Raw genomic sequence first — 14,229 nt, 5'->3', positions numbered from 1 at the left:
GATGTTAATATCACTTTTAGTTCCCCCCGAGACGCGGGAAGACGACGGAAAGCAGGAGCGATGCCACGCCAGTACTCCAAGGGAGCGCGCACGGCGGCCGCGTTTCTCGAGGCGGCCCGCAAGGAGTTCGCGACCCGTGGGTACCTCTCGACCAAGGTCGAGGACATCGCGCGCACGGCGGGCCGGTCGCCCGCGAGCTTCTACAACTACTTCACCGACAAGGCCGACGTGCTCGCCGCCCTCGCCCAGGCCTTCCACGAGGACACCCGCGCGCAGATCGCGGTGCCGTACCAGAAGGGTCGCCCGCCGCAGGAGGCCATCCGCACGGCGATCACCATCTTCTGGGAGACCTACCGCGACCGGCTCGGCGCGCTCAGCGGGGTGTTCCAGGCCTCGATGGCCGACCCGGCCTTCCTGGAGAGCTGGCGGGAGATCCGGCAGTCGGCCATCGAGTTCATCGCCCAGGGCGTCGAGCGGGCCCAGAAGGACGGCTACTGCCCGGGCATCGACGTGCGGATGACCTCGTCCGCGCTGTCCTCGATGCTCGAGCTCTCCTGCTACGTGTGGCTGGCCCAGGGCGGCGACAACGGCGACTCCCACGTCGACGAGAACGCGGCGATCGACTCGCTGGCCAGCATCTGGTACCACGCCATCTACTGGCGCCCGGAGGACCATGACTAGGCGCGGCCGAGGACGCGCAGCTCGACCTCGGTGCGCCGGCCCAGTGCCGCGACCATCTGGGCGAACCGGGCGGGGTCGAGGCCGGCCCTGATCTCGGCGACCAGGGCCCGCTCGTCCGGCACGCCGAGCTCCGCGAAGACCGCGCCGTCGACCAGTTCGCGCTCGGATCCGGCGGCCAGATCCCGCCGCACCGTCTCGAGCGCGGCGACGCACGCCTTGAGCAGATAGCGGGCGCGCCCGCCGGCCTCCGGCAGGATCTCGGCCTGCAGGGTCTCCACGACGGCCGTCAGCAGCTCGTCGTGGCCGGGCACCGCGGCGTGCGATGGCATGTGTTCTCCCGTCGTCATCGGAGCAGCCCGAGCAGGTCGTGCTCCACCTCGACCACCCGCCGGCCGACCAGCGCCAGATCGATCGAGCGGGTCGTCCCGGACAGGTGCCGGTCCGCCTGTTGCAGGCAGCCGACGGCCCAGATCCAGGTGCCGAGCACCACCGCCCACGCGAAGTCGGCGTCGGACACGTCCTCGCCCGACGCGGCCCGGTACCCGTCGAGGAAGTCCCGGGCGCCGCCGAAGCCGCCGACCACGCCCGGTCCCCGGAAGCGCCAGCTGCGCACCGCGATCCACCCGAGGTCCTCCAGCGGATCGCCGCGGTGGGTGGACTCCCAGTCGAGGATCCCGACGAGACCGTCGCCGTCCACCACGAAGTTCCCGAGCCGGAAGTCCCCGTGGGTCACGGCCGTCCGGCGGCGCGCCGGCCGCCGCTGCAGCAGCCACCCGTAGGCGAGCTCGAGCACCGGCCGGTCGGGGTCGAGGCGGTCCAGGGTCGCGCGGTACTCCACCAGCCGGTCCTCGTCCGGCAGGCCCGCGATGGCACCGGGATCGACGGTGTGCAGCCGGCCGAGGGCTTCGCCGCACTGGCGCGCCAGCCGCGGCCCGGCCGAGCCGGTCGCCAGCCCGTCGAGAATCCGGCGCGGCACGGTCTCGCCTTCGAGCCGCTGCAGGACGAGCCCGCCGGGCACCACCGCGACCGCCTCGGGCGCCGCGACCCCGGCCGAGCGGGCCGCGCGGATGACGCTCGCCTCGAACGCGGCGCCACCGCCACGCTGCTCCCCGGGGGGATCGGTCAGCAGGATCAGCCTGCGGCCCGCGGACTCGAACGCCCAGACCTCCCGGGACGAGCCGCCGGTCAGCCGCTCCAGTCCGGTCACCGGCGCGCCGAGGGCCGCGGTGAGCGCCGTCTCGTTCATCGGCCGGCCACCCGGTCCCACGTGCCCGCCGTGAACGGGTCGCGTTTGAGCTCCACCTTGCGCACCTTGCTCGTCGGGGTCTTCGGCAGCTCGTCGAGGAACTCGATGTACCGCGGAACCATGAACCGCGGCATCGTGGCCGACAGGAACTCGGCCAGCGCCGGGGCGTCGAGCTTCACGTCCGGCATGGGCACGACGCAGATCTTGATCTCTTCCTCCCCGTCGTCGGACGGCACGCCGATCGCGGCGCACTCCAGGACGTCCGGGTGGGCGGTGACCATCGACTCGACCTCGAACGAGGAGATGTTCTCCGAGCGCCGCCGGACCGCGTCCTTGACCCGGTCCACGAGGTAGTAGTTGCCCGCCTCGTCCCGGCGGAAGGCGTCGCCGGTGTGGTACCAGCCGTTGCGCCAGGCGTGAGCGGTCTCCGCGGGCCGGCCGAGGTAGCCCAGGTTCATGGTCCACGGCCGGTCGGAGCGGACGATCAGCTCGCCGATGTGGCCCGTCGGCACCTCGGTGTCGAAGTCGTCCACGATGCGCAGCTCGAACCCGTCCCGGGCGCGGCCGCAGCTGCGGTGGTCGACCACGTGGTCGCCGGTCGCGATCGGCCAGCCGGCCTCGGTCATCCCGTAGTTGGTCCGCATGCGCAGCCCGAACCGCCGCTCGAACGCGGCGTAGTCGGGCAGCAGCGGGCCGCCGGTGATGCTCTCGACCGGGTTGTCGCGGTCGTCGGGGCGCGGCGGCTGCTGCCAGATGAAGTTCGCCATCGCGTAGAAGGCCCAGGCCCGGTTGCAGGAGTGCGCGCGGACGTCCGGCCAGAAGCGGTCGGTCTTGAAGCCGTCGCGGAAGACGAACGAGCCGCCCCAGTGGGCGACGATCTGCAGCGGCACCTTGCCGCCCAGGTGGAACGCGGCGAACGGCGCGTAGAGCACGTCCCCCGGGCCGATGTCGTCGAACGTGTCGATCCCGGTGACGAGCTGTCCCCAGGGCGTGAGGACGCCCTTGGACGGCCCGGTGGTGCCGGAGGTGTAGATGATGGCGGCGGTGTCCCAGGGCTTCGGATCGTCCAGGCCCGCGAGCACCGCCGGATCGAACGCCAGCGGCTGCCCGAGCTCCAGGGCGAAGAGGGCGGCCTCCGGATCCGCGGCCTGCCGGAGCTCGTCGGCGCGGGGGCCGGTCGTCACGATCAGCCGGGGCCCGGAGTCGTGCAGCACGTGGCGGAGCATGTCGCCGCGGTACGCCGGGTTGATCGGCACCTGGACCGCGCGCAGCCATCCGCACGCGATCCACAGCGCCTGCTCGTCGATGCACGTGGGCAGCAGCACGGCGACCCGGTCGCCCGGGCCCACGCCCTGTTCCCGCAGCAGCCGGGCGAACTCCTCGACCCGCCGCTGGAACCCGCTGTACGTGACCCGCCCGTGCTCGGTGTCGATGAGGAAGTCCTTGTCCGCCAGCTCGGTCGCCCGCCGGCGGATGAGGCCGGGCAGCACGCGGGCCGGGTCCAGCTCAGCCACTCGCCACCTCGCTCAGGTAGCTGCGTTCGAGCTTCGACCAGTCCCGGGCGAGCTCGGCCGAGCTGCCTTCGGCCACGACCCGGCCGCGCCGCAGCACGTAGGCCCGGTCGGCCACCTCCAGCGCCCGCGCCGCCTGCTGCTCGACGAGCAGGACACCCAGCCCGTCGTCGGCGGCCTGCCGGATGGAGCGCAGCAGCCGGTCGACCACCAGCGGCGCCAGGCCGAGCGAGAGCTCGTCGGCGAGCAGCAGGGCGGGCCGCCCGGCCAGCGCCCGGGCCAGGGTCAGGATCTGCTGCTCGCCGCCGGACAGCAGGCCGGCCCGGCGGTCGAGCAGCGGGGCGAGCTCGGGGAACGTCTCCAGCGCGACCGAGCGCGCGCCCCGGCCGAGCCGCAGGTTCTCGGCCGCGCTCAGCTGCATGAACACCGACCGTTCCTCGGGTACGAAGGCCATGCCCTCGCGGGCCCGCCGGTGCAGCCGGGCCGACGCCGGCTTGCCGCGCCACAGCACGGAACCGGCCAGCGGCTTCAGCTCCCCGGCCAGGGTCAGCAGCGTCGTGGTCTTGCCCGCGCCGTTGGGTCCCAGCAGCGCCACGACCTCGCCGGGCCGGACCACCAGGTCGAGGTCCCGCAGCGCGGCCAGGTCCCCGTAGCCGGCGCTGAGCCCGCGGGCCTCGATGAGCGGCTCGCCGTCCGCGGCGGCCCTGTTCTCGGCGGGCCGTTCGCGCTCGACCACCTCGACCGGCCCGGTCTTGGTGGCGTCGCCGAGGTAGGCGGTGATGACGGCCGGGTCGGAGCGGATCTCCGCGGGCGTTCCGGTGGCGATCACCTTGCCGAAGTTGAGCACCGAGACCTGGTCGCTCACGTCCAGCACGACGGAGACGTTGTGCTCCACCAGCAGTACCGCCATCCGCAGCTCGGTGGCGAGCCGGCGGATGAGGTGCCCGAGCTCGGCGGTCTCGGTGTCGTCGAGACCGGCGGCCGGCTCGTCGAGCAGCAGGACCGAGGCCCCCGTGGCGACCGACCGGGCGATGGCCAGCAGCCGGCGGCGGCCGTACGGCAGCTCGTCGGGCTTGCGCTCGAGGTCGTCCTCCAGGTGGAACTCGCGGATCGCGGCGAGCGCCGCCGGCGAGTACCGCTCCCGGCCCGGGGCGACGAGGTTGGTCAGGAACGCGAGCCAGTCCCGGCGGTCGCTCGCGGCGAGCAGGTTCTCCCGGACCGTCATCGTCTCGAACAGCTCGAGGCTCTGGAAGGAGCGGCTGATGCCGGCCGCGGCGCGGCGCTGGGCCGGCCAGCGGCTGATGTCCTGGCCGTCGAGGGTCATCGAGGCGCCCGGGCTCTCCACGAACCCGGTCAGCGCGTCGATCAGCGTCGTCTTGCCGGCCCCGTTCGGCCCGATGAGCCCGTGGACCTGCCCCGGCACGAGCTTGAGCGCCACCCCGTCGAGCGCGGTCACGCCGCCGAAGCGCACCGTCAGCCCGCTCACGTCCACCGGCCGCTCGGTCACGCTGAACGTCGTCGCCCCGTCCAGCTCGGCGATGTCGCGCCGGCGGACCCGGCGGCCGCCGCGCGCCCGCACCCACTTGGGCACCAGCCATCCGGGCAGCCGCTGCGTGGCCAGGCCGTTGGGCAGCTGCGGCAGCACCAGGAGCAGCGTCAGGCCCAGGATCATCTGCCCGACCTCGTTGCGCGAGATGAACTGCGCGAACGCGGTGCCGGGGAAGAGCTGCGAGATCACTCCGGAGAGCAGGCCGGCCGGCGCGTACATGGCACCGATGACGGCGCCGACGAGGTACCCGATGCCGCCGATGATCGAGAACACGACCGCGAAGATGGACTGGAAGGCGGTGTACGTCGGCACGAACGTCACGTTCGGCTGCCGGAACGACAGCAGGACGCCGCCGGCCGCGGCCAGGCCGGCCGAGATGCCGAAGGCGAAGATCTTGGCGCGGGCCACGCTGATGCCGATGCTCGCGGCCGCGCGCTCGTTCGACCGGACCGCCACCAGGCGCCGTCCGGCCCGGCCCCGCCGGAGGTTCGCCACCATCAGGGCGGCCAGGACGAACAGCACCAGGCAGAAGATCGCGTAGCGGCTGGGCCAGAAGTACGTGTCCATGTCGATGCCGAAGATCTTCGGCGAGCCCACGTTGATGCCCGTGAACCCGCCGGTGCGCTCGGTCGAGGAGAAGATCTGGTGCTCCAGCACGACGGCCAGGCACAGCGTCACCACGGCCAGGTTCATGCCCCGGGTCCGCAGGGCGGGCAGGCCGACGATGATGCCGACCGGGATCGCGCCGGCGACGCCGATCAGCAGCGCCGCCCAGAAGGGCACGCCGTGGTCGGCGACGAGGCGGGCCGCGATCCAGGCGCCCATGCCCGCGAGCGCCATCTGGGCCAGCGACAGCTGTCCCGTGTAGCCGGTGACGACCACAATGGACAGTACGACGAGGCCGAGCGCGAGGGTGATCTCGGTCGCGCCGAGCAGGGCGGGCGGGAACACGAAGTACAGCAGCCCCAGGGCGACGAGCCCGGCGCCGATCAGCACCGAGGGTCGCACGGTGCCGCTGCCGAGCTGCGGCGGGCGCTGGATCGCCTCGCCCCGCAGCGGCAGGGACCGCCCCGAGACGACGAGCACGAGGATGATGACGATGAACGGCACCGTCTGACCCCAGCCGTCGGCGTGCTGGCGCGTGCCGATCCAGGCCACCTCGGACTCGAGCATGCCGATCAGCAGCCCGCCGGCCATCGTCAGCGGGAAGGACTTGAAGCCGCCGAGCAGGGCGGCGGCGAGGGCCGGCACGATGAGCATCGCCAGGTTCTCCACCTGCAGCGTGCCGATGCTGACGATGAGCACGGCCGACACCACGCTGAGGGCGCAGCCCACCATCCAGTTCACGGTCGCGATGGTGTCCGGGGAGATGCCCAGCGCCGAGCTCGCCCGCCCGTTCTCGGCCACGGCCGAGGTGGCGAGGCCGAAGCGGGTGGAGCGGTACACGACCGTGAGCACGACGGCGAGCACGATCCCGACGCCGAGGATGGCGAGCCGGTCGGTGCCGATCCGGATGCCGGGCAGGACGGTCGTCGACCCGCCCGGCAGGATCGATTGGACGATGCGGGCCTGTCCCACGCCGAAGAGGTACTGGCCCAGGCCGAAGAGCAACGCGAACACACCCAGCGTCGCGATGAGCCGCGAGACCGGCGGTGCGTCCCGCAGTGGTCGCATCACCAGGTGATGGACCAGCGCGCCGATGGCCAGGCCCACGCCGATGGCGAGCAGTGCCGCCACCGGCGTGGACATGCCGTCCTCGCGTTGCAGGTAGAAGACGTAGGCGCCCAGCATGCCGACCGCGCCCTGGCTGAAGTTCAGGATGCCGGAGCCGCGGTAGATGAGCACAATCCCGAGGGCGGACAAGCCATAGATCGCGCCGGCTCCGAGTCCGAGCACGGCGAACCTGATCACGTCGGTCAGCATGTGGGGGCCCGATCCTCAGCTCTTGGCGGGAGTCGTGCAGTTCTGGCCGGTGTAGGCGTCGCGGAAGGTGTCGTACACCGGCAGCTCCTTGCCGCCGCTGTACTTCACGATGAAGGCGCAGGAGGTGAAGATCCGCGGGTAGCCGCCGACGTTGCCCTTCTGCCACTGGATCGGCGGCGTCAGGCCGATGTCGATGCCGCTCATCGTCGGCAGCGCGTCCCACAGGGCGGTGTTGGTCGGCTCGGGCACCTTCTTGGCCGCCGCGGCGAAGGCGAGCACGGCGGCGTAGGCGTTGAGCCGGAAGCCCCGCGTCTCGGAGAAGCCCAGCTTCGACATGTCCGCGACGAAGTTCTTGGTCGCCGCGTTCTCGTACGACGGCGGCAGGTAGCCCAGCGCCTCGTAGAGCCCGTCCGAGGCGGTCCCGAGCGCGTCGGCGACCTTCTCCTTCTGCGTGCCGATGATGCCGATCGCGATGTTCGGGTTGTCCTTCTTGAGCTGCTTGATGAAGGCGGTCGAGTCGGTGCCCGGCAGCACGGTCAGGATGGCGTCGGTGCCGTTGGCCAGCACGGCCTGCACGTAGGGCGCCATGTCGGGGGCGCCGGTCGGCACGGGCACGTCGTTGAGGATCTTCTGGTTGGCGGACGTGAGGCCCTGGTTGGCGAAGCCGCTGAACGCCCCGCCGCCGTCGATCTGGATGCGGGCCATGCTGATCTTCTTGAAGCCCTGCGCGGCCAGCGCGTTGGCCAGCGACGCGGTCTGGATCGGGGTGCTGCCGTCCAGCGGGAACTGGGCGACCTCGGTCAGGTCGGTGCCGGAGGTGACGGCGCCGATGATCGGGATCTTCGCCTCCCGGAGGATCTTCTCGTGGCCCTTCTGCAGGGTCAGCTCGCCGACCACGGCCGCGACCCCGAGGCTCTGGGCCTGGCGGGCGCAGTTGTCGGCGGTGTTCGGGTCGTTGCCGGTCTTGCAGACGGTGAGCTCGACCGGCCGGCCGTTGATGCCGCCGTTCGCGTTCACGCGGGCCAGCCCGGCGTTCGCGCCGTCGACGAGCTCGGGGGCGGCGCCCGAACCGGTCTCGTCGTAGATGAGCATGATCTTCACCGGCGCGCCGGCCGAGGACCCGCCGCCCGGGGCGGCGGCGGGTGACTTGCTCTTGTCGTTGCTACAGGCGGATAAGGCGACGAGCGGCAGGACAAGCGCCGCCGCGAGGCGGGTTCGCAGCGTCCTCATGGATGCCTCCATCAAGGCCAGGGAAGGGGTGTGGGCCTGATACTGACATTAGTTTCAGAAAAATGGAACGGAGCTTCGATCACGCTTTGGCGGTCGCCGGTGCCGCGGGCGCGGCCGGCTCGTGGCGGACGTCCTCGGGGGTGAACGCCCTGGTCCAGGCGGCGAACTCCAGCAGGATCCCGTCCGGGTCGAAGAAGTACAGCGAGCCGACGTACACGCCGTCGTGCATGCGCGTGGCGATCGTGGACGGGCTGTCGTCATGGAACAGGACCCGCCCGACCTCCACGCCCTTGGCCTTGAGCCGGTCGCGGTACTCGTGGAACTTGTCGACCGGAATCTGCAGGGCCACATGGTTCATCGACGCCACGGCGCTGGCGATGTCGCCGAACCCGGGCATCGCACCGGGGTGGGTCACGCCGGGAACCTTCTGCGGCGCACCGGGGAACCAGAAGAAGGCCAGGGCGTTGCCGCCGCCGCAGTCGAAGAAGAAGTGCTGCCCCATTCCGTCCGGCAGCTCCACCGTCTTGATCAGGGGCATGCCGAGCACGTTGGTGTAGAAGTCCACCGTGCGGCGCATGTCGCTACAGACCAGCGCGAGGTGGTTGATGCCGCCGATCTCGAACTCTCTCTCGGCCATGGTTCCCCCTTCGAAGGTGCTCAAATCCCGGCTTGGCCGGCGACCAGTTCCAGGTGCGACGCCGCACCGCCGACGAGCTGACTGTTGGTGTGGGCCCGCTTGAGAAAGATGTGCGCGGGGTGCTCCCAGGTGAAGCCGATGCCGCCGTACGTCTGGATCGCGCCCTCGGCGACCGCCAGGTAGGCGCCCACCGCGGCGAGCTTCGCGACCGAGGCGGCCAGCGTCGCGTCCGGTGCGTCGAGATCCAGCCGGCGCAGCGCGTACTCGACCGCCGCCACCGCGCCGTCGAGCTGACTCGACACCTCGGCCAGCCGGTGCTTGACCGCCTGGAAGGAGCCGATCGCGCGGCCGAACTGGACTCGCTGCCGGGCATAGGCCACGACGTCGCGCAGCACGGCCCGGGCGCCGCCGATGGAGTCGGCGGCGACCAGCGCGGCGAGCTCGGACCGCAGCCGCTCCTCGTTGCAGTCGCCGAGCGGCGTCGCCGCCGACCCGTCGAACTCGACGCGCCAGAGGACGCGCGACGGGTCCAGTGTGGACAGTGGGCGCCGGTCGACGCGATCGGCCGGCACCACGGACAGGCCCGCCTCGGCCGCGACCACGAACCAGTCGGCCGCGCCACCCTCGAGCGCGTGGCCGTCGGGCAGCACCAGCGCGAACCGTTGCCGGCCCGCCAGGAGCCGGTCGCGGTCCGGCGACGCGGGCGCGGCGTGCAGCGCCCGCAGGCCGAACATGTGACCCAGCAACGGCGTGGCGGCCGGCACGGCGCCGCACTCCTCGATCGCCACCGCCAGGTCCTCGAGCCCGATCTCGGCCACACCGAGGTCGAACAGCGCGTCCCAGGATCCGCCGGCCGTACAGCGGGCGACGACTGCGGCGACCGAGGCGCGCCATGCGTCGCGCTCGGCCGCGCTGAGCTGACTCACGGCCGGAGCGCGGCGGCGGCCTGGCTGTCGAGGTATTCGTCGATGCGGGAGATCCGCCCGCCGGACACCGTCACCACGAGGCACGCGTGGATCTCGAGCTCGGTGCCGTTCGGAGCGGTGCCCCGCAGCACGTGCTGCTCCACGTAGCCGGTCGGCGTCGCGTGGCGCACCACGTCCTCGTAGCGCTTGTTGCCGACCTTACGGTGCAGCCAGTTCAGGACCTTGAGGTTCTGATCGACACGCTGCTCGTGCAGGTCGTCGTTGTGCCAGACCACCACGTCGGGGGTGTAGATCTCGTTGCGCAGGGCGTCGAGGTCGTTCGCGTCGATCGCCGCGGTCAGGCGCTCGGCCAGCGCGAGCGAGACGTCCGCCGGGCTGGTCGTGGATTCGCTCGTCGTCATCACAATCCTAAAAGTAATGTCAGTATCAGAAAAATGCTAGTGGACGATGTCCGACCAGGGCGTCTGCGTCCGGTAGTCGCTGCGCAGCAGGCGCTTGGCGACCACCATCCGGTGCACCTCGTCCGGGCCGTCGTAGATGCGCGCGTAGCGGGCGTCGCGGTACATCCGCTCGAGCGGCGTGTCCTCGGTGACACCCATCGCGCCGTACACCTGCAGCGCGCGGTCGACGACGTCGTGCAGCATCTGCGCGCCGAAGAACTTGATGAGCGAGATCTCCATCCGGGCGTCCAGGCCGGCGTCGATCTTCCGCGCGCCGTCCAGCGTCATCAGCCGGGCCGCCTGGATCTGGGCGGCCGACTCGGCGACGTACCGCTGAATCTCCCCCTTCTCCGCCAGCAGGGAACCGTGCGCGTAGCGGGTGTTCGCCCGGTCGCACATCAGCTCGAAGGCGCGCTGGGCCTGCCCGAGCCAGCGCATGCTGTGGGTGATGCGGCCCGGCCCGAGGCGCGCCTGGGCCACGGCGAAGCCGCCACCGCGGGGCCCCAGCAGGTTCGCCGCGGGCACCCGCACGTTGTCGTACCGGACCTCGCAGTGGTTGCCGCCGTAGTGGCCCATGGTCCGCACGACCCGCTGGATGTTGTAGCCGGGCGTGTCGGTCGGCACCAGGATCAGCGAGAACTGCTTGTGCTTCGGCGCATCCGGGTCCGTCTTGACGAAGACGCTGGTGTACATCGCCTTGTTGGCCCCGGACGTGAACCACTTGTGACCGTTGATCACCCACTCGTCGCCGTCGAGCACCGCGGTGGACTGCACCAGCGTCGGGTCGGAGCCGGCGACCTCAGGCTCGGTCATCCCGATCGTCGGCCCGGTCACGCCCTCGAACAGCAGCGGGATCCACTGGGCCTTCTGCTCCTCGGTGCCGAACTCCAGCAGCATCAGACAGTCCTGAAAGGACAGTGTGCCGAGGGCCTCGGTTCCCCAGTAGGAGCGCCCGACGATCTCGTTGATCATCACGTATTCCATGAACGGAAGACCGCCGCCGCCGATCGCGGCCGGGTGCCCGAGCGCCCACACGCCGCGCTCCTTGGCCAGCTTCTTCAGCTCGGCCATCGCCTCGGCACTGCTCGCGTCGTTGCGGTCGAGGATCGGTTCCCGAGGGATCAGCTCCTCGTCGACGAACCGCCGGACGTCCTGGCGCTGCTGGGCGAAGTCCCGGCTGGGCACGGACGCCACCTCCCAATCTTTTTGATAGTAACGTCAGTTTCAGTTTTACAGCGACACGTCGCCGCTGGTCAACAGCCGTAAGGTGGCGGAGCGGTGGCGCTGAGGGTCAGCGTGGGATCTGCGACCAGGGCGTGTCGCGGGGCAGGCCGGGCTCCTTGGGCAGCCCCAGCACCCGCTCACCGATGATCGTGCGCATGACGTCCGAGGTCCCGCCGGCGATCGTGTAGGCCTGGGACTGCAGCCACGTCCACACCGGGTCGCCCTCCGCCGGACCGTTCGCGCGCACCGCGTCGGCGTCGTACACGAGCCCGGCCGGGCCGAGCAGCTCCAGCGCGAACCGGGCGATGCGCTGCTCCAGCAGGGCCCGGCGCAGCTTGAGGCCGGACCCGCCCGGACCCGGTCCCCCCTCGGCCCGCGTCTCCTGGTCCCGCAGCGCGGCCAGGCGCAGCACCTCGGCGTCGACCCAGAGCCGGGTCAGCTCGGCCCGCCGGCCCGGGTCGGATCCGGTCCGGCGCCAGGTTTCGACCGCCAGCGCGATGGCGCCCGACCCGCGCTCCCCGACGGACGCGCCGATCACGGCCCGCTCGCTCGCGAGCATGGTGGTGGCGACCGCCCATCCCTCGCCGACGCCGCCGATCCGGGCATCGTCACCGACCCGCACCCCGTCGAGGAAGACCTCGTTGAAGTGCGCGCCCCCGGTCAGGTCGCGCAACGGCCGGACCTGCACGCCCGGGGCGTGCATGTCGATCAGGAACGCGGTCAGCCCGGCGTGCTTCGGGGCGCCGGGATCGGTGCGGGTCAGGGCCAGCCCGAAGCGGGCGGCGTGCGCGAGGGACGTCCACGTCTTCTGCCCGTCGACGACCCACCCCTCGCCGTCGCGCACGGCCCGGGTGGCCAGGCCGGCGATGTCCGATCCGGCGCCCGGCTCGGAGAACAGCTGGCACCAGATGTGCTCGGCCGTGAAGATCGGCCGGAGGAGCTCTCGCTGCGCGGGCGTGCCGTGCGCCATCAGCGCCGGCGCCACCATGCCGATGCCCATGGGGTTGCGCTCCCAGGACTCCAGCCGGCCGGCCGCCGAGAGCACGGCGTCGACCTCGGCCTGCCGGTCGGGCCCGAGGCCCAGTCCCCCGGCGCCCTCGGGATGGTGCACCCAGGCCAGCCCGGCGTCGAACTGGGCACCGAGCGCCGTGGCGCGATCGGCGCCCTCGGTGTCGCGGACGAACTCGGCGACGTATTGCCGCAGCCCGGTCACTGGATCAGGGTCTTTCGCCCGGCCCAGTACTGGTCCTTCAGCTTGCGCTTGTAGAGCTTGCCGGTCGGCAGGCGGGGCAGCTCGCCCACGAAGTCGACGGAGCGCGGGCACTTGTAGTGGGCGATCGACTCGCGGCAGAAGGCGATCAGCTCCGCCTCCGTCTCCGGGCCGGCCTCGACGCCGGGGGCGAGCTGCACGACCGCCTTGACCGCCTCGCCGAAGTCCTCGTCGGGGACCCCGATCACCGCGGCGTCGTACACCTTCTCGTGCGTGATCAGGAGGTTCTCGGTCTCCTGGGGATAGATGTTGACCCCGCCGGAGATGATCATGAAGCTCTCCCGGTCGGTGAGGTACAGGTAGCCCTCCTCGTCGAGGTAGCCGATGTCGCCGACCGAGCTGGCGCCGAGCGCGGGGTCGCGGGTGGCGGCCGTCTTGCCGGGGTCGTTGAAGTACTGGAAGCCGGCCGGACCCCGGAACCACACCGTGCCCGCCACGCCCGGCGGGCACAGGCTCCCGTCCTCGGCCCGGATGAGCAGCTCGCCGCTCGCGGCCCGCCCGACGGTGCCCGGGTGGTCGAGCCACTCCCGCGAGTCGCAGAACGTGTAGCCGATCCCCTCGCTGGCGGCGTAGAACTCGAGGATGATCGGGCCCCACCACTCGATCATCTGGCGCTTCACCTGCGGCGGGCACGGGGCCGAGGCGAGGATGACGGTGCGCAGCGACGAGACGTCGGCCCGGCTCCGGCGCTCCGGCGGCAGCTTCAGCAGCCGGGAGAACATCGTGGGGACCAGCTGCGAGTGCGTGACGCGGTGGGCGGCGACCAGATCGAGGTACCGCTCCGCGTCGAACGACTCCATGATGATCGAGGTCCCGCCGGCCCGCAGCGTCATGGACACGCTGCCCTGGGGGGCGGAGTGGTACAGCGGCGCGGGCGACAGGTACACGCTGGTCTCGTCGAGCCCCCACCGCTTGCTCTGGATGCGCGACCCGAGCGGCTCCTCGGACGGGTGCGCGACCGCGAGCGGGTGGTAGATGCCCTTCGGGCGGCCGGTGGTGCCGGAGGAGTACAGCATCGCCATGCCCAGCTGCTCGTCCGGAATCGGATCCGTCGGCAGGCCGGCCACCGCCCGGTCGTACGACTCGAACGGGGCCGGCGGGTCGTCGCAGTCGGCCATCAGCCACCGCTCGACGCCCGGGCACCGCTGCGGCAGCTGCCGGGCGACGTCGAGCTTGGCCGCCGACGTGACCACGATCCGGGCCGAGCTGTCGTTGATGATGTAGGCGGCCTCGTCTGGCGATAGATAGTGATTGATGCAGGTGTAGTACAGGCCGCTGCGTTCGGCGGCCGCCTCGCTCTCCAGCAGGCGTGGGTTGTTCTCCATGAGCATCGCCACGTGGTCCCCGAACCGCAGGCCGCTGCCCCGCAAGAGGTGCGCCAGCCGGTTGGCCTCCGCCTCGTACTCGCCGAAGGTGACCCGCGTGCCGGACTCCGCCATGAAGATCGCCAACCGGTCCGGATGGGCCTGCGCGATGTGTGCGGCGTACATGGATCGGAGTGTGCCGCAGCCGCCGATTGTGTGCAATAGTGCAGACCGACGCGGCGCGAACGCCATTTCTACGTCGCCCGCGCCTCAGATTGTGCACATTCG

Annotated in this window: 12 protein-coding genes; 1 reads left to right on the top strand and 11 read right to left on the bottom strand. The window is 71.5% G+C overall.

Features of this window, described 5'->3' with window-relative positions:
* Window positions 1-60: 60 nt before the first annotated feature.
* A complete protein-coding gene (locus ABT369_RS34505; protein ID WP_350618370.1) occupies window positions 61-681 on the top strand; it encodes a TetR/AcrR family transcriptional regulator in 621 nt (206 codons plus the stop codon).
* Here ABT369_RS34505 and ABT369_RS34500 read toward each other — a convergent pair.
* The 11 genes from ABT369_RS34500 to ABT369_RS34450 form a co-directional block, all read right to left on the bottom strand.
* Complete coding sequence (locus ABT369_RS34500) at window positions 678-1,010, bottom strand: DUF6285 domain-containing protein (RefSeq protein ID WP_350618368.1); 333 nt, start codon at window positions 1,008-1,010, stop codon at window positions 678-680. The two genes, ABT369_RS34505 and ABT369_RS34500, sit on opposite strands and share 4 nt — an antisense overlap.
* Before the next feature lie 14 nt (window positions 1,011-1,024).
* A complete protein-coding gene (locus tag ABT369_RS34495) occupies window positions 1,025-1,927 on the bottom strand; it encodes a phosphotransferase family protein (RefSeq protein WP_350618366.1) in 903 nt (300 codons plus the stop codon).
* Complete coding sequence (locus ABT369_RS34490; protein WP_350618364.1) at window positions 1,924-3,441, bottom strand: AMP-binding protein; 1,518 nt, start codon at window positions 3,439-3,441, stop codon at window positions 1,924-1,926. Before ABT369_RS34490 ends, ABT369_RS34495 begins: the two co-directional genes overlap by 4 nt.
* A complete protein-coding gene (locus ABT369_RS34485; protein ID WP_350618362.1) occupies window positions 3,434-6,910 on the bottom strand; it encodes an ABC transporter permease subunit in 3,477 nt (1,158 codons plus the stop codon). The genes ABT369_RS34490 and ABT369_RS34485 overlap by 8 nt, the downstream gene beginning before the upstream one ends.
* Window positions 6,911-6,925: 15 nt before the next feature.
* The gene (locus tag ABT369_RS34480; RefSeq protein WP_350618360.1) at window positions 6,926-8,140 is read right to left on the bottom strand and encodes an ABC transporter substrate-binding protein; all 1,215 of its coding nucleotides are present in this window, start codon (window positions 8,138-8,140) and stop codon (window positions 6,926-6,928) included.
* A gap of 79 nt (window positions 8,141-8,219) precedes the next feature.
* Window positions 8,220-8,777: a VOC family protein gene (locus tag ABT369_RS34475; RefSeq protein WP_350618358.1), complete on the bottom strand. Its 558-nt coding sequence runs from the start codon at window positions 8,775-8,777 to the stop codon at window positions 8,220-8,222.
* Between the two features lie 20 nt (window positions 8,778-8,797).
* Window positions 8,798-9,703, bottom strand: coding sequence for an acyl-CoA dehydrogenase family protein (locus ABT369_RS34470; protein WP_350618356.1), 906 nt, complete (start codon window positions 9,701-9,703; stop codon window positions 8,798-8,800).
* Entirely contained in the window at window positions 9,700-10,104 is a 405-nt protein-coding gene (locus ABT369_RS34465; RefSeq protein WP_350618354.1) for a nuclear transport factor 2 family protein, read from the bottom strand. Before ABT369_RS34465 ends, ABT369_RS34470 begins: the two co-directional genes overlap by 4 nt.
* Window positions 10,105-10,140: 36 nt before the next feature.
* A complete protein-coding gene (locus ABT369_RS34460; RefSeq protein ID WP_350618352.1) occupies window positions 10,141-11,328 on the bottom strand; it encodes an acyl-CoA dehydrogenase family protein in 1,188 nt (395 codons plus the stop codon).
* Window positions 11,329-11,434: 106 nt separating this feature from the next.
* Window positions 11,435-12,580, bottom strand: a complete 1,146-nt coding sequence (locus tag ABT369_RS34455; RefSeq protein ID WP_350618350.1) for an acyl-CoA dehydrogenase family protein — start codon at window positions 12,578-12,580, stop codon at window positions 11,435-11,437.
* The gene (locus ABT369_RS34450) at window positions 12,577-14,127 is read right to left on the bottom strand and encodes an AMP-binding protein (protein WP_350618348.1); all 1,551 of its coding nucleotides are present in this window, start codon (window positions 14,125-14,127) and stop codon (window positions 12,577-12,579) included. Before ABT369_RS34450 ends, ABT369_RS34455 begins: the two co-directional genes overlap by 4 nt.
* Window positions 14,128-14,229: the final 102 nt, after the last annotated feature.

Origin of the sequence: Dactylosporangium sp. NPDC000244 (assembly GCF_040300725.1) — a bacterium.
Lineage (GTDB): Bacteria > Actinomycetota > Actinomycetes > Mycobacteriales > Micromonosporaceae > Dactylosporangium.
The sequence above is the reverse complement of the archived record's forward strand: the minus strand, read 5'-3'. Positions and strand labels throughout refer to the sequence as shown.

Coding starts and splice junctions, on each gene's coding strand:
- ABT369_RS34505 (WP_350618370.1), top strand. CDS start 61: ATGCCACGCCAGTACTCCAAGGGAGCGCGCACGGCGGCCGCGTTTCTC.
- ABT369_RS34480 (WP_350618360.1), bottom strand. CDS start 8,140: ATGAGGACGCTGCGAACCCGCCTCGCGGCGGCGCTTGTCCTGCCGCTC.
- ABT369_RS34495 (WP_350618366.1), bottom strand. CDS start 1,927: ATGAACGAGACGGCGCTCACCGCGGCCCTCGGCGCGCCGGTGACCGGA.
- ABT369_RS34485 (WP_350618362.1), bottom strand. CDS start 6,910: ATGCTGACCGACGTGATCAGGTTCGCCGTGCTCGGACTCGGAGCCGGC.
- ABT369_RS34475 (WP_350618358.1), bottom strand. CDS start 8,777: ATGGCCGAGAGAGAGTTCGAGATCGGCGGCATCAACCACCTCGCGCTG.
- ABT369_RS34450 (WP_350618348.1), bottom strand. CDS start 14,127: ATGTACGCCGCACACATCGCGCAGGCCCATCCGGACCGGTTGGCGATC.
- ABT369_RS34500 (WP_350618368.1), bottom strand. CDS start 1,010: ATGCCATCGCACGCCGCGGTGCCCGGCCACGACGAGCTGCTGACGGCC.
- ABT369_RS34465 (WP_350618354.1), bottom strand. CDS start 10,104: ATGACGACGAGCGAATCCACGACCAGCCCGGCGGACGTCTCGCTCGCG.